Source organism: Actinobaculum sp. 313 (assembly GCF_003073475.1).
Lineage (GTDB): Bacteria > Actinomycetota > Actinomycetes > Actinomycetales > Actinomycetaceae > Asp313.
Genome location: NZ_CP029033.1, coordinates 2,615,342 through 2,634,661, shown reverse-complemented (window position 1 = coordinate 2,634,661; position 19,320 = coordinate 2,615,342). Strand labels below are relative to the sequence as shown.

Genomic DNA, 19,320 nt, shown 5'->3' with positions numbered 1-19,320 from the left:
GGGTACGTGCATATCGAACAAGCGAAAATGCATCCCGGCGGACTTGCGGGTGCTGTGGCGCCACGCGGAGCGCTGCTGATGGATTGCGACGATAGCGACTTCGCTGCGGAGATCTGGCAGGCGATTCGCTCCGGCGCGCGGTTCTCGCAGTTGCTGGAGGCGATTAGCGGGCGTTTTGCGCATTTTGACAAGCTGCCGTCATTCGCTCTGGCATGCATGGAGGGCGACTATGTGCGGATGGCTGTACGTGGTCCGATGATCGTCGCGCGGGAGTCCGGTGAGATTCTCAGCGAGGGCCATGGCGCTGCCAGTTGGATCGAGTCGCGCGTCTGGGGGCTTAGTGGCTTCGTGCTGCGGGCCGGTGAGGTCGAAGGCTCGGCATCCGACGGTGAGAGTTTTGACTCCGACGACGCGGAGATGAGCATGTCGTCTACGTCGGTGTTGACGAGTGGTACATGGGGTGCGCCCGCAGTGGGCGAGGAGATGCTATTGGGTGACGGTGTCACGCGCACCATGGATATTACCGTGAGCCTGGGCGACGACGACGCCCCTGCTATCGGCGCTATTGCCGCCTTGCCTGCGGTGGGCGTTCCGGATCTTATCCACGCGATCAGTTCTGCCTGGGGGTCGAATTGGGCCGCCTCGGCACGCGCGGTGGAACAGGTAAAGGTTGAAACTCGTGGCCCGTTCGACACCGGAGAAATGGAGGCGATTTCCGCTCCAATCGCGGAAACATCGCTGCCCGAGGGCGATGTCGTTGATGGTCCCGTGCTGGCAACTGCGGCCGCCGAAATGCCGGTTGTGGCCGACGAACCCAAGGATTTCTTTATCGATGAGGTTCCCGGTACCGAAATGTCGCCCGACCCGGCGAACACCGTTTCGTCGGGGAGGAGTCCGTTTCTGAACCGGATGGCGCCACCGATCAGGATGCCGCCATCATCCCGGAAGGCGGTGTCGTCGACGCCGCAGCGCAGGGCCTCGCGGTCGATTCGATGCCGCACGAGCCTGGGGATGCGGTACGTGCTCAGGCCGATACGACGGCGTGCACCGAGCCGGTTACGGGTGGCGCAGACGAAGCTTTGGACGATGTTCAAACGGCCGTGAGTGAGGTGGCGCCGGACGAGGCGCAAGCGGTGCAGCAGGCCGGATCCGCCAGGGTTGATGAGTACCCGCATGAGTTCTCCCATGCCGAAGCGGAAGAATCCACAGCCGAGGCACTCAATGCCGCGGATAGCGGCCCGCAAGAGGAGTGGGTGCCCGCCGCCGATACGGGTACGGTGCCTACCGGAAATGGTGCGGCAGGCGCCACGCCCGACCAAGCGAATGTCGGAGAGGCAGCGCCCGCCGCTGTGGAGGAGGACGCGGTGGAGGAAGGTGCTGCGGAGGAAAGCGCTCCTGCTTCAGTCGGTGTCGAGTCTCCCGTGGCCGAACCAGTTCACAGGGAAGAGAGCGGAGAGTGGGACGACGCTAACGAACTCCATGCAGACGAACCAGAGGAGACAGCCCGGCCAAACGACTCCTCTGCTGCAGAGGAAGGAAGTGAGGAAGTGGGCGCGTCGAAAACGGGCAAGCTTTCCCTGGAGGCCATCTCCGCGGCTGTGCTAGAGCCGACGGCCACGCTGCCCACCGTGGAGCTTTCCCTGTCCGTGGCGGAACAGATACTGGCGGAAATGCAGGCCGCTGCACAGGAGGAAGCGGCCCAAGCAAGGGCGGCCACACAGGAAGGGCCGCGGGAGGTCTCCCCGGCAAATGTGGGCCCGCTCGGTTTCCCGTCTCCCGCCGAGAATGCGGAGGCCGGGGACGCCCAACAATTTGCGGGCAATCCCCCCGCTGCCGTGGCAGGCAGTGCCAGTGCTGCGGACGGTCAGGACGTGCGAAACGCGGACACGATTACAGCCGATATCAGCGAGATCTTCACCGAATTGAAGCAACTGGATAATCACACACCGCAGGCTGCTCCCACACAGGCAGGATCGGCTGAGTCGGCGGCACCGGAGCAGGTACTGTTCCCGTACGCGGCGCCGCAGGAGGAGTCTGGATCTGCGGCACAGCAGTGGGAACCCCCGCCTCGGCGGATCAGCCACCTTTGGTGGACCAGTCGGCGAGCGATCCTGCGGTGGATCGGGTAGACTCTGCGCTTCCGGTTGAGGAAGCTGCGCCTGATCCCGCTTCCGGTACCGAACGAGAGCCGATGGTAGGTGACGAGTCCGGCCAAGAGGCCCATAGTGGGCAAGGCGTGGCCGACGGCGAGCAATCGGCTTCGGATATTGGCGGCCAGCCAGAGCCTGCCCCGGCGTCGGGCGGCGACGTTGTCGCGGATGACATCGCCGCGCTGCCCACCGGTCAGTACGAAGTCGAAGAGGCACGGCAGGAATCGCCCGCGGATCGCTCGCCGTTCTCGCCGGAACTAGCGCCCACGACACGGCTCAACCCGCTTTTCGAGCACCAGCCGACGGCCAAGTTCCCGCCAGTGTCGGAGACTGCCGCCAGCGCGCAAAATGACGGGGTCGCCTCGCCACCGCCTGCCGGGCAGGGACTCCCCACGGCCGAGAGCGGCTTGCCGCGCGCCGATCAATTTGACGCGGAGAGATTTGCTCCACCTCGTTCGGAATCCGTGGGCGATGCCTCCACGATGGCACAGGATGCGGTTGTGTTCACTGAACTCACACAGTTCGGTACTGCGGGGGAGCAAGCGGATATCGCAGACGATGGCGACCACGACGGCGAGACGGTGATGGGGAAGGCGGCGCAGTCTTTGCGTCAGGCCATTGAACCGCCGGCAATGGTGTTGGCCATGCTGTGTCAATTCGGGCACCCGAATCCTCCGCACGCCCCGCTCTGCCGGGTGTGCGGGAACCCGGTAGTCGGCCAGGCCAATTGGTACCCACGCCCCTCGCTGGGAATGGTTTTGGTGTCTACCGGCCTCCAGATCCCTATTGACGCGGATATCGTCGTCGGGCGCAAGCCCTCCGCTACCCCGGAGGAAGGCCGTCCACGTGCCCATCTGGTCACGGTTCCGAGCCCAGAGCGGCAAATCTCTCGCGTGCACTGCGAGATTCGCGTTGACGGCTGGGACGTACGGCTGCTTGACCGGAATTCGAATAACGGCACTTATGTGCTGCGGCCGGGTGAGAATCCCGTGCGTGTGACCAGTTCGGCACCGTACTTCGTGCAGCCGGGTGATGTTATTGATATCGGTGAAGATGTCACGTTAACGATGATGGGGCCGCAGTGAGTACTCGTCGTCCGGCCACGCCGCCGCGCATCCCGGGCGCCCGGTATCTGTCGTTTCTTGGTTCCGGCGGATTCGCCGATGTCTATTTGTATGAACAACAGATCCCGCGTCGCGAGATTGCCGTGAAAGTGATGCGCCGGGGTGCGACGGAGGAGATGCGCCGCGCCTTTCGGGCGGAGGCGAATCTCATGGCGCGCATGAGTTCGCATCCATCCATCTTGTCTGTGTACGGAGCCGGTGAGGCGGACGACCACCGCATGTACTTGATGATGGAGTATTGCCCGCCTCCGCATTTGGGCGCGCTGCTGCGCGAGCGCCGCCTGACGGTGTCCAATACCTTGGAAATGGGCATTCAAATCGCCGGGGCGGTGGAGACACTGCATCGTGCGGGTATCGTCCACCGTGATATCAAGCCGGCTAATATCCTGATGACCGCCTTCCATCATCCGGTTCTCACTGATTTCGGTATCGCGACCTATGTGGGTGATCCACGGCCCGCAGAGGGTTTCTCCGTGCCTTGGTCATCCCCCGAGCAGGCAACCGGCGTGGGCGAAGCCGGCGTCGCCGGGGACGTCTATTCACTGGCCGCCACCGTGTACACCATGCTCGCGGGCCATGCTCCCTTTGAAATTGAGGGTGGCGACAACTCCGAGATTGCTGTGATCAACCGGGTGTTGCGTTCTCCGGTGCCGTCAACCGGCCGCTTCGATGTGCCGGAGGAGATGGAACGGGTCCTTGCCACGGCGATGGCGAAGGAGCCGCAGCAACGCTACGCGGACGCCTTGGAGTTTGCGCGCGCCTTGCAGAGTGTGCAGTCTCTGCTGCACCAGCAACCGACGCCGGTGGACGTGTTGGCGCAGGCTCCCGCCGAGCCGGATTTTTCCGAACCTGACGACGATGCGACCCGCATGGCGGTTCGGACGATCAATCCGCTGCCTTCCGATGGTGCGACGGCGGCAACGGGGAACACGGAGGAGTCCGGTTCGCGGCGACGTGCGAGAGTGAAGGACGACGCCGATGTGACCGTCCAGGAGGATCCGGAGCCGCGTGGAAATGGCTTGGTGGGATGGATTATCACGCTTGTTGTCGTTGCTGCGATCATCGGCGCCGCATGGTGGGCGATTTTCCATACCGACGCCGAAGAGGATCCGCATCCGATACCGACAGAGCCCCATCCGACCACCTCACTCGATGACTACGTGTACCCAGTTACGGGTTTGCGTGGCGAACTGTCTGCCGACGGCGAGCACGTGATCTTTTCATGGAAGAACGGCGACGGGAACGAGGGTGACACGTTCCAGTACACCCTGGTTGGAGCCGATCAGGTTGAGGTATATGAGAGCACAACAGAGATGAGTGTCACTGTGCCAAAGCGCATACCTGAAACGTGTCTCAAGGTTCTGGTGGAGAATGAGAATGGATTCCAGTCGAAGGAGGAACATGCATGCGTGACGACGACACAGTAGCAGACATGTCAGCACAGCCGAGTTCGCCTGGTGATATCCCACCGTTGGAGGTTGAGTTTTGCGGGGAGATTTACCGGGTGGACCCGGGCAGTACCTTCACCATCGGGCGCGTCGGTGACCTCGCCATCGACGATAACCCTTTCCTGCATCGCAATTTCCTTGTGATCGAGTATCACAACAATATGTGGTGGGTCCGCAATGTCGGTTCACGTATTGCCGTGACCGTGGCGGAAAACGCGGGAATGTTGCAGTCGTGGATCGGTCCTGGGACGCAATTGCCGCTAGTTGTCAGTGACATGAGCCTGGTTTTCACCGCCGGGCCGACCACATACGAAATCGATGTGACCGTGCCGGACAACGTGTACGAAATATCGGATAGGAACCGGACTTCTGTCGGTGAGACCACTGTTGGTCAGATCGTTCTGTCGCCGGCACAGAAGCTTGTGATCCTGGCACTTGCTGAGCAGTGGCTGAAGCGTGTGGGCACCGGGTCCGTTGATATTCCTCGCTCAGAAGAGGCGGCGGAGCGGATCGGCTGGACGCGTTCGCGTTTTAACCGGAAACTCGACTACGTCTGCGACAAACTTGACCAGTTAGGCGTGAAGGGCCTGCGCGGCGGCCAGGGAGCGCACGCCACCTATCGCCGCGCACGCCTGGTGGAGTACGCCGTCGCCGCCCAGTTGGTGAGTATTGATGACCTCCCGATGCTGGACGAGGAGCTCAAGGCGAACCAGCGGGCGCGCGAGCTCGCAAGAATCCAGCGGGCCGAGCGTGCCGCGGAGAAGAAGCGTAACGCCGCCTTGCGCAAGTAGTCTGCTCGGGTAGGGGCTGGTTCTCGTCCCGTCTGCGGAGTGACGGGCCCTTCGGAAATTGTCCGCTCGGGTAGGGAATCGACGGCGCGTGGTGTGGCACTCCGCCTGCCGCCCGGCGATCCCTGCACGCTGCAAGCGGCTTGGGAGAACCGTAGGCGGTGTTTCTAGGTTCCCAGGACGATGGAGACATAACTGAATCCGCCGCCGGGCACCGCTTCGCGTTGCGGATCCCTAGCACGCAGAACCCGGCTTCCAGAACCGCGATGAGTCCGGCGACGTATTTCCAGTGTGGAAATACGTCGCCCGGGGCAGGCGTGTGGGCCGCCTCCATAGACGCGGTTTTTCTCACGGTTGGCCTGTGGTGCAAACTCGTCGGGATCGTCGAATGCGTGCTGATCGCGATTGGCAGCCGTCCAGTTGATGATGACCCGTTCATGCGCCGGGATTCGCACGCCGCTGAGCTCTACTTCCCGGGTGGTGACGCGGCGATTCGAGCAGCAGCGCGGTTCTCTTCCATCCAGGTGAGTAAGGCCTTCTCATGCGACTGGTTCCATCCGAGCCAGAGTGACTGGCAACGGACGGTGACAATGGATCCGATATCGGTGACGGCATCGACGATCTCACCTCGGGGGAGGTTGTCGACTACCGTGCGGGCGATATCGAGGAAGTCTGGAAACAACGGATTGACTGCCGCGTCACTGAGGTACCGCTCAATGAGCTTTCGGAAGCGTTGGTGCTCTTTGCCGTCCAGGGCGTTCGGAATATACAAATGCCGTGAGACTCTGCTGGAGAAGGTTTGCGCGTCCTCGGCGGCCATCCGCGCCTCAGCATTGCCGATGGGGGTAATGGACAGAATGTAGCCCCAATTGCGTCGCCGGTCCCTAAAATACGAGCCGGGACCCCGGCTAGATGGGGCCCCGGCTAACTCTGGGTCCTAAGTAGGAGGCGCGGACCCTCTGAGTACCCGACTGGGCAGGTCGGGCGTAAGCGCCGCGGCGTTATTGGAGGCTCGCGCACGGCGCCCTGGGCAAGCAACCACAATAGCTTGCGGTAATTATGCTAGAGCAGATACGCAAACTTCGATACGGGTATCATTACCCATTGTTTGACCACGGTTTGAAATTGACAAGTCGTGCAATTACTCGTAAAGTTGATGCTTTACACGCTCACCCGCCTTCGTGCACTCGCGTCATATGTACTTGTAGCAGGCGTTGCGCACTTGCCTTGCCTCCGATCATCGGGCGAATGCATGTGATCCCAATTCAGTTATGCCCGCACTCATCGCGCCCGATGAGTCAGGGCGAGATGTAACCTTCACCTGCCGTAGAGATACACCGCCATAGTGTCATGTCTGCCGTAGAGGCACATCGGAACCAGGAGCAATCCCACATTCACATGCGTGTTGTACGCGTCACGGTCAGCTCCTTCCGCTCCACCGACCAGTGCAATTTCACGCGCGCGTGTGAACGGCGCGAGCCGGAACCAAACAGACCGGAGCATGAGCGTGCAATTCACGCGTACGCGCGAACGGCCAACGGGCAACTGGTCAACGCGCGAACGGCGGTGCCAGCGAGGATGTCCGAAATGAAGATAACGGAGCGATTCACGTACGCGTGGAATGGTGGGGTCTTTCTGTCTGGGTTTCGTGTTGTCGTGGCGCGATTTACGTCCGTGTGGAATAGTGCGATGCTGTCGGAGTCGATCCTGTGCTTGCACGGAGCGATTCACGTACGCGTGGAATGACGACTACAACGCGGTGAGGTGACTGCGCACAAGCCGAGTGATTCACACGCGCCGAATGGCGGTGACCCGCCTAGAGGGAATAACCTTTTGCCCGTGAATAAACTGGCCCACGCGTCGTTGAGGAACCGACCCTTCGTTGCATTAGTCTGCGTCGTCGCATCTGTGCTCGGCGTACTGTCATTGCAGTCAATGCGAAGGGAACTGATTCCTCCCGTAGAGTTGCCTGCTGTTTCGGTTATCGCCATTTCGCCGGGTGCAACCTCCGAGCAAATGAATGAGCGTATCGCAGTTCCAATTGAGCAGCAGGTTGCGACCATCCCGGAAGTTAAATCGACGACGACGACGTCTTCGTCGTCGTACGCGATGATCACGGTCGAGTTGGAGTATGGCACCGATACCGCGCGAGCAACGGCGAAGGTCGAACAGGCGGTCTCTCGCGCCGATACGAATTTCCCGGAGGACACGAGCACCGAGGTGGCCTCGGGCGCGTCTTCGGATATCCCGCTCGCCATGATCGGCGTCACCAGTGACTCCGACGCCCTGCAGACGGCCGACAACATCAGAACCGCCGTTGTTCCTCAACTGGAGAAGATCGATGGCGTAGCCTCCGCGACCCTGGTTGGTGCGCCGGAGCAGCGGGTGACCATTGAACTCAATGCCGAGGCTGCGGCGGCGAATGGCGTGACGCCGCAAGCATTACAGGATGCCATGGATTCCAACGGGTTGGCGGTACCCGTAGGCACGGTAGCGGAAGATGGCAAGAATCTCGATGTCACGGTCGGCCAGCGAATCGATTCGCTGGATGCGCTACGAGCAATTCCTGTCATCACCACCGATCCGGCCACCGGAGAGACTAACGGCTCTGTGCCGTTGGGCGATGTGGCCAGCGTGGAGCTCAGCGGCGCGGATGCAACACTCTCCGCCCGCATCAACGGAAAGTCTGCTGTTGCGTTAGTTGTGTATCCGACGTCGAACGCAAATGTCGTCGACACCTCGCATGAGCTGACCGATACCCTCACCGAGCTACAGCCGTTGGTGGGTGGAGACGCCGAATTCACCACGATATTCGACCAGGCGCCCTTCATAACGGATTCGATTTCGTCGCTCGCCGAAGAGGGCGTGATGGGGCTTGTGATGGCAGTATTGGTGATCCTGTTGTTCCTCCTGTCCCTTCGGTCCACTCTGGTGACGGCGATCTCCATCCCGCTATCGCTGCTGATCGGATTCATCGGGATGAGGGTAGCCGGCTACTCGCTGAACATTCTCACCCTCTCCGCACTGACCATCACCATCGGGCGCGTCGTGGATGACTCCATTGTGGTCATTGAAAACATCAAGCGGCACATGGAGTATGGCGGCGACAGACGCACGGCCATCACGAACGCCGTGCGCGAGGTGGCCTCGGCCATCACCGCCTCTACGATTGTCACCTGCCTCGTCTTCCTGCCAATCGGTTTTGTCTCCGGTATGGTCGGCGAGCTTTTCCGGCCCTTCGCCTTAACTGTGGTGCTGGCAATGGCCGCCTCACTGTTCACCGCCCTCACCATCGTTCCCGTGCTCGCTTACTGGTTCTTGCGCCCCAGCCGCGCTGCACGAGCCGCAGTTGAGGCGACGCCGCAGGGTACGGAGAAGGCGGCGAGGTCGGCGGAACTCTCCGAGCAGAAGGATTCCGACGATAGTGCAGTGGACGCCGATAAAGACGATAGTGCGGCGAGTGCGGATGAATCAGTGCCCGCCATCTCCCCAGCGTGCGAGGACGAAGACGCCGTTCGATTGCGAGCCGAGGAACGGGAGGAAAACACGTGGCTGCGCCGAATGTATCGGCCCGTATTGCGCGGGACACAGCGTCATCCAGTTGTCACCCTGCTTGTTGCCATTGCCGTGCTGGTCGGCACGGGTGCTCTTTTCCCTCTACTCAAGGTCAACCTCTTAGGGAGCACGGGCCAGAATATGGTGTCGCTGTCGCAGAATGCTCCGGCGGGTACAGACATAGAGACCCTAACCGCACATGCACAGACGGCAGAAGCGGCGTTGGAGCAGGTCGACGGCGTGGAAACCGTCGCAACCACGATCTCCCCCACTGGAATCAATTTCAGGGGTGCATCGATCTCCTACACCATCGTTACCGATCCCGACGCGGATCAGGAGGCACTGCGCGATGAGTTGGAGCGGACGCTGCAGGACAACGCGTCGGGCGACGTAGTTTCTGCGGCTGACGTCACCGGACTGACCTCCTCTGCGGTGGAAGTGAATCTGGTTGCCAGCGACGACGAGGCACTTACCGCGGCGAACGACGTACTGTTGGCAGAGCTGCAGGATGTCTCCGGTGCGAAAACGGTAAGTTCCAACCTAGCGACCGAGCAACCGTCGGTGAAGATAACGGTTGACCGCGATGCCGCGGGGGCAGCGGGAATGACGGAGAACGACGTCGTCGGCATGATCTCGGCGCAGATTGTGGCGCCATCCATCGGGCAGATCACGCTGAACAATGTGGATACCGATATCTACGTCAAGCTGGACAGCCCGGCACAGACCGTTGATGACTTACGGAATCTCCAGATCGCGGGGCAACCCATCTCCGCATTCGCTACCGTTGAACAAGTATCCGTGGTACCAACCGTTGTGACCGTGAATGGCCAGCGCACCGCCACCATAACTGTGACACCAGAAGATGCCGACGATCTTGGCGCACTACGAACCGCCGTGAACAACGCGGTGGACTCCGCCGATCTACCCAGCAACGTCATGACCGTCGAGGCAGGTGCCGGAGAACAGATCGGTGACGTTTTCGACCAGCTCGGGCTGGCGCTTGCTGCCGCGATTCTCATCATCTATGTGGTGCTTGTCTTCATCTTCAAGAGCCTGGGCCAGCCCCTGTTGCTACTTATCTCCATACCGTTTGCCGCCACCGGAGCATTCCTCGTGCTGCTAGTGGCCGATATGCCGTTGGGTATTTCTTCTCTGGTGGGCATTCTCATGCTTACCGGCATTGTGGTGACGAACGCGATCGTATTGATTGATCTGATCAACCAACTTCGTCGCAATGGAATGGGGTTGGATGAGGCGATCAGCATCGGAGCCCAGCGGAGGTTACGCCCCATCATCATGACGGCCGTTTCCACCATCGCGGCGCTGCTACCGATGGCCTTCGGCGTCACCGGCTACGGCGGCTTCATTTCGCAGCCGATGGCAATTACTGTGATTGGCGGGCTGACATCGTCTACCATTCTGACATTGGTGTTGTTGCCGGTACTCTATCGATTAACACAGCAAAGGGGAGAGCGTAAACGCTCTCGTCGTCACTGAGGCGGTGCCGCCTCCCGCTGGACCGAGTTCAAGAGATTTCCGGACTAGCTGGGGTTGCCGCTGGAAGAAGTGCTGGGCGAGGTCCTCGGTCGGTGCGTGGGTGATACCTGCGGTCGGCAGGGTGACGACCCGGTAGATGTCTTCGCGCTCATTGCGGTGCAGAGACAGTAGTTTGGAGGTCTAGAGATGTTTGCAGCGGAAGAAGCACCCGTTGACCCATTGACGGAGGCCACTGGAGCGTTCTCCGACTGGGTGTACACCTACGTTTTGATCGGGCTGCTGCTCTTGGTCGGTCTCTACTTCACGATCCGTACACGTGGTGTCCAGTTCCGTGAGTTCAGGCAGATGCTCCGCGGGATCTTCGGTTCGCGCGACAGCGACGGTGACGGGATCTCCTCCTTCCAGGCTTTTGCGATTGGATTGGCCTCACGTGTGGGAACCGGCAATATTGCGGGCGTGGCTCTGGCGATTGTCGCGGGTGGCCCGGGCGCCGTTTTCTGGATGTGGGTCGTCGCACTGGTCGGTATGGCCACCGCCTTTGTTGAGGCGACTCTGGCGCAGCTCTTCAAGGTCCGGTGGAAGGATGGGACGTTCCGGGGTGGACCGGCTTTCTATATCGAGCGTGGCCTTGGCTCGCGTTTCTGGGGTGCGGTATTCGCCGTATTCCTCATCTTCTCTTTCGGTGTTTCATATGAGATGGTGCAAGCCAACACCATCTCGGAGACGCTCGCGAACCATGCCAATGTATCCCCGTGGGTGACTGCCATACTTCTTGCTCTGCTCACACTGCCGATCCTCTTCGGCGGCATTAGGCGGATAGCAAAGGTGACGGAGGTACTTGCCCCGATTATGGCGGTGGTTTACATCTTCATCGCCATTCTCGTGATTCTGCTGAACTATGACCGAATTCTCCCTGTCTTCCAGATGATCTTTGAGAGTGCTTTCGGACTGCGTGAAGCGGTGGCAGGCACCGAAGGTGGCATCGTCGCCGCGATGCTGAACGGCACGCGCCGCGGCCTTTTCTCCAACGAGGCCGGCGAGGGATCGGCACCGAACGCCGCATCCACTGCGCAGGTCACCCATCCGGCCAAACAGGGGTTCATCCAGTCTATTGGCGTGTTCGTCGACACGATTCTAGTGTGCTCGGCGACGGCCTTCATCATTCTGAACGCCGCTCCTTCTGTGTACACCCCGGGCGTGGAAATCGAGATGAAAGGAGCCTCGCTCACCATCGCCGCGCTGCAGAGCGAACTCGGCACGTGGATTGTGCCGGTCATGCTGTTCTTGCTTTTCGTCTTCGGATATTCGTCGATTATCGGCAATTTCGCCTACACCGAGGTCAATGTGGACTTTCTTAGCAAGGGATCGCCGCGGAGTTTCCTGATCGTGTGCGCGGTGACGGTGGCTTCCGTGGTTGTCGGCGCGGTGGCGCCTTTGCAGGCTGTATGGAACTTCGCGGATATCACCATGGCGGGGATGGCGCTTATCAATCTCGTTGCCATCACGCGCCTTGGGAAGTGGGCGTTCGCTGCGCTGCGAGACTACGACGAGAATCCGGAGCGCCCGTTCGTTGCGACGAACAATCCCTATATGCCTGGGGAGTTGCCCACCGATATCTGGGTACGACGCGAGCGTGCGCTGGCTTAATTCGGGAAGCCTGTGACCGCACGCCCTCGCGCGGTGGCGTGGCGCGGGCGGGTGTGCCTCATGTCACACCATTGCTTGGGGTAAGAATACATCTATTCTGCGAATTGCGCCAATTTATTTCCGGTTGGTGGCATGGGTATTGATGCCCATGCTTCTAGCGTGACTCAAGGGCCCCGGGCGGATAACAATAGAAACGTCCGGATGACGGGTTGCTGAACCGCCCGCTCGCCTTAGGCCCACCCGCTCACCACCAACCCTCACCGGGAAGGTTGAAGGAGGAACGAGGAATATGGTCCACTACCGAGCCGCTCTCACGGCCTGTTCCCTTGCAGTTGCACTGGCTCTGGTCGGTGGATGCAGTCGTAACGTCGCGAGTGATGCCGCTGCTGCAGAGAACTCTGCGGCGCCCGGAATTGTGTACGCGAACCCGTCCAATGCCACAGCCGCAGCGGCGCCCCAGGATGCCGCCGCAGATGATTACGAGGATAGTACCGTGGGCGCGGACGTCAATCGCCCGACGCCACTGACTGGCGAGGTCGGCGCTGTTGCCTTGGATGGTGACTACTTCGTATTCGCGGCCGGGGAGAGCGGATACGGCTACATGCGGGTGCCTGCCGACTACGAGTTGCTGGAGCGGCCATACTCGGAGAGTGGAGTTATCGGCGTGCAGGGCTCATCGGGCGAGCGGGTCACATTACATCCGGTGGTGGGGATGACCATCCTCCCCACCGCTGACGAAGCAGTGGAACTCCTGGGAGGCAATGCGCGAGCCTCTGCCGTTCCGGATGATACGGTGTCATCATTGGGTGGATTTCCCGCGTGCGCCGTTCTTGCAACCGAATCCAACGGCAGCGTCTCGCGTATCTACCTTGTTGATTCTGGCGATGGGCTGTGGAACGTGACGGCCACGGGTCCCACATCTTCGGCATTGGATGACGTCGACGCGGTGGCGCAAGGTCTCGTCGTCGTGACGGATGACTGAATGTGGCGGATGGCGCGAGTCTCATGGAGGAGGGCTCTTCGCACCCGCGTCTGTCGCTGGTGTTTCGGCACACGCGCCGCTGTTTCGGCACACGGCATGCGACTTACGGTGCATGCTTGCCGTGCGCGTGCTGACGCCGTCTTGCCGAGAAGACCTTCGGTTGATGATTGCGAGCCGGTGCGTATGCGGTGTTGCAGTTCGGGCAGATGGATGGGAAAACCGGGTGCTCGTCTGTGGGTCAGACGGTCAGGCCCGCTTGCTGTGCGGCGTCGCGCCAGATGCGGGCGTTGCTTTCCGAGGTTACTGCCACGATGATCTCTTCGATTGCGCCGGTGGGGAAGGCATCAGCCGCAGGCTGGCCCGGCTGTGACGTCAGCACCGCAAAAGCGCGGCAGGCGATAGTGGCGCATTCGGTCATGTCCCAACCGTAGGCGCCCGCACCGATTGCGGGGAAGGCAATCGAGTGCAATCCCATCCCCTGGGCGATGTGGAGAGAGTTGGTGAAGCAGGCTGCCAGCTCGCTCGGTGCGACCTGACCGGCGTATCGATTCGGGCCGACCGTGTGAATGACCCAGCGGGCGGGGAGATTGAAACTAGGGGTGGCAACGGCCGTACCGACGGCGAGTCCCTCGGGCAGTGCACTGGCACGCAACTCGCGGCAGGCCGCCAATAGCTGGGGGCCGGCTGCACGATGGATGGCTCCATCAACGCCACCTCCGCCAAGTAGGCTGGAATTGGCTGCATTGACAATGGCATCGGCGCCGACTTGCGTGAGATCCGTAACCGAAATCAACATTCGCATGCCTACACCTTACGCGGGGTCGCTGGGTAACGGCTGGAGTATCGCGAGGGGTATCGGTGCTTCCACCGCTCCAGGTATTGCGACATTGGCAACGGAACAGCGGGGCGACGCCAGCGTACTGCGTGTTGTGGCGCGCTGCATTAGAATCGTCGCAGACCTTTCCGGAGGTGCATATGGACGAGTCGGCGAGCCACAGGGTAGACCGTGCGCGCGTGTGGTTCCGGCACTGGATCGCGGGCGATCCACGGCCGGTGATCGGGGTGGTTCTTGGCGTCGTACTCGCAGTCGTGTGTGCCGCTATCGCCCTTTCCGCGCATGCAAGCATACCGAACCTGGCACTAATGCTCTGTGCCTGTGCAGCGGTTGCCACGTCCGGGATTTGGCCGATCTCGTCTGCGATTTGGCTTGGTGGCGTGCTGACCTTGGTATGGCTCATACCGGGACGGTCGATTTCCGTGGCCGCGGTGTCAATGTTCCTTATGACAGCCATGCTCATCTGGGCTGGGCATCGCCGGGCGGCATTGCCATTTACCGTGTGGTATCTGGTGTGCGTGATCGCAGCGACGGTTCCCGCAACAAGTTCGCGCGTCGAGATGCTGCAGGGTGTTGTGCTGTGGAGCCTCTTCGCCTTGCTTTTCGCGGCGATAGGCGAGCTACTCTTCCGGCAACGCCAGGCGAATATGCGCCTGGAAGAACAGCGTAAGGCAGAGCTGCAAGCCCAGCGGCGTGCTATTGCACGGGAGTTGCACGATACCGCAGTGTATGCAAGTACGATGATCGTTATGCGAGCAGAAGCGGCTCGGTTGCGTGGTACAAATGATCCCCGGTTAGCGGAGGACCTTGACTTTATTGCACGAACTGGACGTGTGGCGACTGCGGACCTCCGGCGCATGTTGGATGTCTTAAGAGTCTCCGACAATATTGATCTTGCCGATGGCGTGACGGCCGCGGAACGCTTCACAATCTCGGACACCTCGCTAACTGCCACTTTGAACGCCCAAATTGAAAAAGTGCGGGCAGCGGGCGTCGTCGTCAATGCGTCCATAGATGGCGATGTGGACGCACTGCCGGAGATCGTCTCCTCAACACTGGCGCGTGTGGCCACCGAGGCTTGTTCAAATGTCGTCAAACATGGAAGTCGTGACGTTCCAGCGACCATAATGATTGATGTCACCGAGGATGGTGTGGACGCACTCTTTATCAACGGGCGTAATCTTCCGGCGAGAGCAGGAGGAGGGCAACTGGCCAACTGGTTCGGGGACTCTAATGCTCGGCCGAAGCTTGGTTTGATCGGCCAACGTGAGCGGATTGAAGCCGTGGGTGGCACCATTGACTTCTCTGGAACAGAGTCGCGTTGGCTTGTGCGTATCACGATTCCGATTGGGAGGTAGGGTGAAACCGTCATGGAGGGGCAGAATCCAACACCGAATCAACAAGCCGCGGCGGTGAACGGTGTGAATCCCTGGGCGGGGTTCACGACGCCGCCGACGAGTTCGCCATCGCATGTGCGAGTTGTGGTGGTTGACGACGACCAAGCGGTGCTTGATGGGATTGCGACCTATCTGGCAACGGCGGATGATATCGAAATCGTGGGTGTGGGAACAACTGGTTTCGATGCGATTCGCCTCGTCCAGGAAAAGATGCCCGATGTTCTCATGACGGATGTGCGCATGCCGGAGATGGATGGCATTACCGCCGCTGCCCAAGTACGTGAGAGGTTCCCACAGGTCAGAGTTGTGCTGCTGACAACTTTCGACGACGACGAAGCGATGCTCACCGGTTTGCAGGCCGGTGCTGCCGGATTCTTGCTGAAGAATACGGCTCCGGAGGACCTCATTAGCGGACTGCGTCAGGTTGCTGCCGGGGGTACCGTCGTTTCGCCCGGCCCGACCTCGCGGCTTGTGAAAAACTACCTTGTTGCGCCGTCGTCGGACTCGGACTACGTTCCGCTTTCACCGCGTGAACTTGAAGTGCTGCAGTTGCTATGCCAGGCGTATTCGAATTCTGAAATCGCCGAGAAGCTCTTCGTCAAAGAGGCAACCATAAAGACCCACGTGGCATCCATTATGACGAAGTTCGGTGTGAATACCCGGCTCAAGATTGTGGTGCGCGCGCACGAGCTGGGGCTGGTGCGGCCTTGAGGGCGGTGCTGCGCTGGTTGCGGAAGCATGCACCCGCTGGTCGTAGATTCCCTGGTTTGGGTGGCAGTGGTGTGTTGATAACGGCTAGCTATGCACCCGCTCGGGCTCGCAGTACATGGTCTGCGGGCCGCTGGTTGCGGCATAGGTGTGCACTTCGCGGTACTACTCGTCCACAAGCTGAAGTTGATAGCGCCTCAATGACTAGCAACATGGCGGGGTATCCCCGCTTTTGAGACGGAATGTGAGCGGGACTTCACCACGACTTTTCGGCGTCAAATGGTCGCTCTCATACTTTTGGGGGATATGGTGCCTTTGCCACCTTCGCTACGCTTGAGTATGTAGGGGAAGGAGGGGCTATGAAAGTAACACACGCGATTGCTGCTGCGGCCCTAGTTATTGGTGGAGGCGCTTTTGCCGCACCTCAGGTAGATCATGTTGCTGTGGAGAATAGCGATGTCGCAAAGGTTCGTGTCATCGCAGGCTCGAATGCTGAGCCGGAGTTCCTATGCACATGGTTCCCGTTCTTGCGTCCGCTATGCGGACCTCTGAACAAATAGGCGGCGGAAGTTTAACGAGAGGCGCGACCATGCGGCTTGCGTATGGCCTTGTCGGCCTGTAAGCAGTGGGTTTCGTGTTCGCCTCAGAATATCGGTCGTCCGTGGCGGCTGGTTGCTAAGCGTTCGGAGACAATTTCATAGGCATCAGGTATCGGATTTGAGGATATTTGCCATTTGGCAAAGCTCACCTCGGCGCCGGGTTTCCGGTATGGGACAGTCCCAGAGGCAAGAGCAGGTCCCGTAGGGAGGTCTCCGTCCCATCCGACTGCGTGTGCCTGATGTATGTGCGTCGGGGCATGTGCCTCTGGAACCGGCGTACGAACGAGGCCCGGGTGGAGCGTGAACATCCGGGCCTCGTTGTTGTCTAGTCGACGGGGTGCGGCCCGGTTGGCGACGGCGCAAGGTTCGTTCAATTGCGCGGGTCAGCCCGCAGCGACGTCGCCCTGTAGCGCCTCGCGAATGCGGGGGACCGCCGCATCAACGCAAACGGCGGCATCTCCGTCGGCATCCCAAACGATAAGCAGCCCCATTTTCTGCATGGTGTTGACCATGCCTTGCCCGCAGTGATTGACGATCACTGCCTCGACGGCGTTTTCGCGCAGCCAACGCACGATTCGTGCATGGTGTGCTCCGTGGGTTCCTGAGTCATGCAGCTCATCCCAGCTGACTTCGTGAACATCCCAGCTTGAAACAGTGTCATCATCCGCAATGTCGACGACGGCGACGTTATGTGCTCTGCCCCAGCGGTGGTCAACTGCGCCATCGGGGGTTACGGGGATCGCGAGTTTCATAGTTCTTACAGTAGGCCATAGAAACGGTGGGCGTGGGCCGGTTGCGCGAAGGATTGCGCGGGTTACGCAGAAGGCGCGGCGGCGGACTGTGCGCGAAAGCCTTCCAGTATTTCGAATCCATCCCGGCCGCGGACTACCGGTACCGAGGGAGGCGCCGCGATTTCACGGCTCTCCATCGTACTTGGCGTTCCGTGTGAGAGAACCTGCTCAACTGGGTTCAGCTCGCGCAGGGCTATGGCCCGGATACGGGAAGGGTGATCGCGTGCCAGCTCGTCATATATGAAGGGATCGTGCTGGCCGTCGTCGCCGATGAGGTACCACTGGATATTCGGGAGAGTTATGAGAAGGTTGCGCAACTGAGTGCGTTTGTGGCTCTCACCGGAGCGGAAGAGGCCGGTGGGGGTGGGTCCCCAGTCGGTGAGTAGTAGTGGACCCTCGGGGAGGTTGTTCGTACGGATGAATGACTGCATGGCAGGTGCCGTGTTCCACGCGCCGGTGGACAGGTAGAACACCGGCGCGTGCGGGTCTCCGGAAAGGAGGTGGCGGTAGAGCTCCGGCATGCCGACGACGGCTTGGCGCGCATCGGTGGGAAGAACAAATGAGTTCCAAGCAGCCAGCAGCATTCGGGGTAGCCAGGTGACCAGGATTGTATCGTCGATGTCTGAAACGATTCCCCACTTCGCCCGCGGATCCACCACGATCACAGGGGCGGTCACCGCCTCGCCAGCTGCGGGTGTGATGGTCGCGTTATGCCATCCCGGTGTCAAGCCATGGTTGTCCGCCACAATGTCGATATAACCGGAGTGGTCCGTGCGGGTGGAGATGACGACGTCGCCGATACTGACGGTGACTGGCAGATACCCGACCTGGGTGGTGAAGAACTGACGCCAGCCACGCTGCGCCTGCGCTTGAGCGTCCACCGCCCGCTGGGTGGCGCGCTCAACCATCTCATTGACGCGGTTGCCTGCCGACGACGGGTTGCCCGCGCCGGTGCGCGGAAGGAAGGGAGTTTTGCCGGTGTGCAGACGCTCGCCGTCGGCGCTGATGTTATTAGGTTTGTACATCAATTGCCGCTGCGTAGCGATGTGTCGGCCGGGCTGTTTGGTGTGAGCGGCAGGCGGTTCAGCGCAGGCGGCAGGGGGATCCGAGTGGTGATGGGCGGGGTCGGCCATGACCGCACGGGCGAGGACGCGAACAGTATCGACCGACCCGTAGCCGGTGTAGGGAAGAATTTGGGGAAGCCAACCGGCAGCGCGGCGGCGCACGATGCCACGCTTGTTGTGTTGGTTTTCGATGGAGCGAACGATGTCGGCCAAACCCATGCGGTCAGCTTACCAAGCCGCAGCATGCGCTTGCGGGCGCCGGTGGCGTCCCGTAGGCAGTATTTGGCCGCCTGAGAGGTATGGCCGTGATGAGCTCGTTCCAGTCGGCACCGTCCGGCCCAGGGGCTCGGATGCGGATGGCAGGCTGACCTTTTCGAAGAGGACTAGAGTAACCCTCACATGTGCAGGCGCGAGAGCCACTAGCAGACCGATATGTCCCCGAGAGTAGCCCTCACATGCGCAGGCGTGAGCCGACGCTGCAGGCGCGTGGGGGTCCGCCGGTTCTGGCGCACCGCCCACGCGAGCGGCTGCGGAATTGGTCAGATCTCGTAGGTGTTAACCGTCCACGCACGCAACTGGTCGGAGAGTGTGACGCCCAGACCCGGGCGGTCGGAGACAATCATGCGGCCATCCTTGATTTCCATGTGCTCGTTGAAGAGCGGGTCGGGCCAGTCGAAGTGCTCCGCCCACGGCTCCAAGGGATAGGTCGCCGCCAGATGGGAGTGAATCGCCATG

General features: G+C 60.8%; 17 protein-coding genes. 11 read left to right on the top strand and 6 right to left on the bottom strand.

Annotated elements, in window-relative coordinates:
- Positions 1 to 6: 6 nt before the first annotated feature.
- From DDD63_RS11380 to DDD63_RS11360, 5 genes are read left to right on the top strand one after another with little or no spacing between them, the layout of a single operon-like run.
- Complete coding sequence (locus DDD63_RS11380; protein ID WP_108716472.1) at positions 7 to 1,104, top strand: hypothetical protein; 1,098 nt, start codon at positions 7 to 9, stop codon at positions 1,102 to 1,104.
- The gene (locus tag DDD63_RS11375; protein WP_125482532.1) at positions 1,101 to 2,129 is read left to right on the top strand and encodes a hypothetical protein; all 1,029 of its coding nucleotides are present in this window, start codon (positions 1,101 to 1,103) and stop codon (positions 2,127 to 2,129) included. Before DDD63_RS11380 ends, DDD63_RS11375 begins: the two co-directional genes overlap by 4 nt.
- The gene (locus DDD63_RS11370; protein ID WP_108716470.1) at positions 2,090 to 3,235 is read left to right on the top strand and encodes an FHA domain-containing protein; all 1,146 of its coding nucleotides are present in this window, start codon (positions 2,090 to 2,092) and stop codon (positions 3,233 to 3,235) included. The genes DDD63_RS11375 and DDD63_RS11370 overlap by 40 nt, the downstream gene beginning before the upstream one ends.
- On the top strand, positions 3,232 to 4,701 hold the full coding sequence (locus DDD63_RS11365; protein WP_108716469.1) for a serine/threonine-protein kinase: 1,470 nt from the start codon (positions 3,232 to 3,234) through the stop codon (positions 4,699 to 4,701). The genes DDD63_RS11370 and DDD63_RS11365 overlap by 4 nt, the downstream gene beginning before the upstream one ends.
- On the top strand, positions 4,680 to 5,513 hold the full coding sequence (locus DDD63_RS11360) for a hypothetical protein (protein WP_240611281.1): 834 nt from the start codon (positions 4,680 to 4,682) through the stop codon (positions 5,511 to 5,513). Before DDD63_RS11365 ends, DDD63_RS11360 begins: the two co-directional genes overlap by 22 nt.
- A gap of 164 nt (positions 5,514 to 5,677) precedes the next feature.
- Here DDD63_RS11360 and DDD63_RS11355 read toward each other — a convergent pair whose 3' ends face one another.
- Together DDD63_RS11355 and DDD63_RS11350 are read right to left on the bottom strand one after the other, a co-directional pair.
- Positions 5,678 to 5,965: a cytochrome P450 gene (locus DDD63_RS11355; protein WP_164505533.1), complete on the bottom strand. Its 288-nt coding sequence runs from the start codon at positions 5,963 to 5,965 to the stop codon at positions 5,678 to 5,680.
- A gap of 11 nt (positions 5,966 to 5,976) precedes the next feature.
- Positions 5,977 to 6,330 (bottom strand): hypothetical protein, encoded by a 354-nt coding sequence (locus DDD63_RS11350; protein WP_108716467.1) that lies wholly within the window; start codon positions 6,328 to 6,330, stop codon positions 5,977 to 5,979.
- Positions 6,331 to 7,349: 1,019 nt separating this feature from the next.
- Here DDD63_RS11350 and DDD63_RS11340 point away from each other — a divergent pair.
- From DDD63_RS11340 to DDD63_RS11330, 3 genes are all read left to right on the top strand, one after another.
- Positions 7,350 to 10,562 (top strand): efflux RND transporter permease subunit, encoded by a 3,213-nt coding sequence (locus tag DDD63_RS11340; RefSeq protein WP_164505532.1) that lies wholly within the window; start codon positions 7,350 to 7,352, stop codon positions 10,560 to 10,562.
- A gap of 186 nt (positions 10,563 to 10,748) precedes the next feature.
- On the top strand, positions 10,749 to 12,209 hold the full coding sequence (locus DDD63_RS11335; protein ID WP_108716464.1) for an alanine/glycine:cation symporter family protein: 1,461 nt from the start codon (positions 10,749 to 10,751) through the stop codon (positions 12,207 to 12,209).
- Positions 12,210 to 12,498: 289 nt separating this feature from the next.
- Complete coding sequence (locus DDD63_RS11330) at positions 12,499 to 13,191, top strand: hypothetical protein (protein ID WP_108716463.1); 693 nt, start codon at positions 12,499 to 12,501, stop codon at positions 13,189 to 13,191.
- Positions 13,192 to 13,429: 238 nt separating this feature from the next.
- On the opposite strand, the gene DDD63_RS11325 is transcribed toward DDD63_RS11330, so the two are convergent.
- The gene (locus DDD63_RS11325) at positions 13,430 to 13,993 is read right to left on the bottom strand and encodes a macro domain-containing protein (protein WP_108716462.1); all 564 of its coding nucleotides are present in this window, start codon (positions 13,991 to 13,993) and stop codon (positions 13,430 to 13,432) included.
- Between the two features lie 173 nt (positions 13,994 to 14,166).
- On the opposite strand from DDD63_RS11325, the gene DDD63_RS11320 reads away from it, so the two are divergent.
- The 3 genes from DDD63_RS11320 to DDD63_RS11310 all read left to right on the top strand — a co-directional run bounded on the left by DDD63_RS11320 (position 14,167) and on the right by DDD63_RS11310 (position 16,691).
- Entirely contained in the window at positions 14,167 to 15,384 is a 1,218-nt protein-coding gene (locus tag DDD63_RS11320) for a histidine kinase (RefSeq protein ID WP_125482530.1), read from the top strand.
- A 12-nt stretch (positions 15,385 to 15,396) separates the two neighbouring features.
- A complete protein-coding gene (locus DDD63_RS11315) occupies positions 15,397 to 16,134 on the top strand; it encodes a response regulator transcription factor (protein ID WP_108716460.1) in 738 nt (245 codons plus the stop codon).
- A gap of 356 nt (positions 16,135 to 16,490) precedes the next feature.
- Positions 16,491 to 16,691 carry a hypothetical protein gene (locus tag DDD63_RS11310; RefSeq protein WP_108716459.1) on the top strand — a complete coding sequence of 67 codons (201 nt, stop codon included), beginning with the start codon at positions 16,491 to 16,493 and terminating at the stop codon, positions 16,689 to 16,691.
- A gap of 422 nt (positions 16,692 to 17,113) precedes the next feature.
- Here DDD63_RS11310 and DDD63_RS11305 read toward each other — a convergent pair whose 3' ends face one another.
- The 3 genes from DDD63_RS11305 to DDD63_RS13255 all read right to left on the bottom strand — a co-directional run bounded on the left by DDD63_RS11305 (position 17,114) and on the right by DDD63_RS13255 (position 19,319).
- On the bottom strand, positions 17,114 to 17,482 hold the full coding sequence (locus DDD63_RS11305) for a NifB/NifX family molybdenum-iron cluster-binding protein (protein ID WP_108716458.1): 369 nt from the start codon (positions 17,480 to 17,482) through the stop codon (positions 17,114 to 17,116).
- A 62-nt stretch (positions 17,483 to 17,544) separates the two neighbouring features.
- Entirely contained in the window at positions 17,545 to 18,804 is a 1,260-nt protein-coding gene (locus DDD63_RS11300; protein WP_240611280.1) for a phosphatase domain-containing protein, read from the bottom strand.
- Positions 18,805 to 19,124: 320 nt separating this feature from the next.
- Complete coding sequence (locus DDD63_RS13255; protein WP_276308084.1) at positions 19,125 to 19,319, bottom strand: enolase C-terminal domain-like protein; 195 nt, start codon at positions 19,317 to 19,319, stop codon at positions 19,125 to 19,127.
- Position 19,320 lies beyond the last annotated feature (1 nt).

Excerpts from the sequence above, each read along its gene's own strand:
- DDD63_RS11360 (WP_240611281.1), top strand. The coding sequence starts at position 4,680 with ATGCGTGACGACGACACAGTAGCAGACATGTCAGCACAGCCGAGTTCG.
- DDD63_RS11350 (WP_108716467.1), bottom strand. The coding sequence starts at position 6,330 with ATGGCCGCCGAGGACGCGCAAACCTTCTCCAGCAGAGTCTCACGGCAT.
- DDD63_RS11335 (WP_108716464.1), top strand. The coding sequence starts at position 10,749 with ATGTTTGCAGCGGAAGAAGCACCCGTTGACCCATTGACGGAGGCCACT.
- DDD63_RS11330 (WP_108716463.1), top strand. The coding sequence starts at position 12,499 with ATGGTCCACTACCGAGCCGCTCTCACGGCCTGTTCCCTTGCAGTTGCA.
- DDD63_RS11325 (WP_108716462.1), bottom strand. The coding sequence starts at position 13,993 with ATGCGAATGTTGATTTCGGTTACGGATCTCACGCAAGTCGGCGCCGAT.
- DDD63_RS11320 (WP_125482530.1), top strand. The coding sequence starts at position 14,167 with ATGGACGAGTCGGCGAGCCACAGGGTAGACCGTGCGCGCGTGTGGTTC.
- DDD63_RS11315 (WP_108716460.1), top strand. The coding sequence starts at position 15,397 with ATGGAGGGGCAGAATCCAACACCGAATCAACAAGCCGCGGCGGTGAAC.
- DDD63_RS11310 (WP_108716459.1), top strand. The coding sequence starts at position 16,491 with ATGAAAGTAACACACGCGATTGCTGCTGCGGCCCTAGTTATTGGTGGA.
- DDD63_RS11305 (WP_108716458.1), bottom strand. The coding sequence starts at position 17,482 with ATGAAACTCGCGATCCCCGTAACCCCCGATGGCGCAGTTGACCACCGC.
- DDD63_RS11300 (WP_240611280.1), bottom strand. The coding sequence starts at position 18,804 with ATGGGTTTGGCCGACATCGTTCGCTCCATCGAAAACCAACACAACAAG.
- DDD63_RS13255 (WP_276308084.1), bottom strand. The coding sequence starts at position 19,319 with ATGGCGATTCACTCCCATCTGGCGGCGACCTATCCCTTGGAGCCGTGG.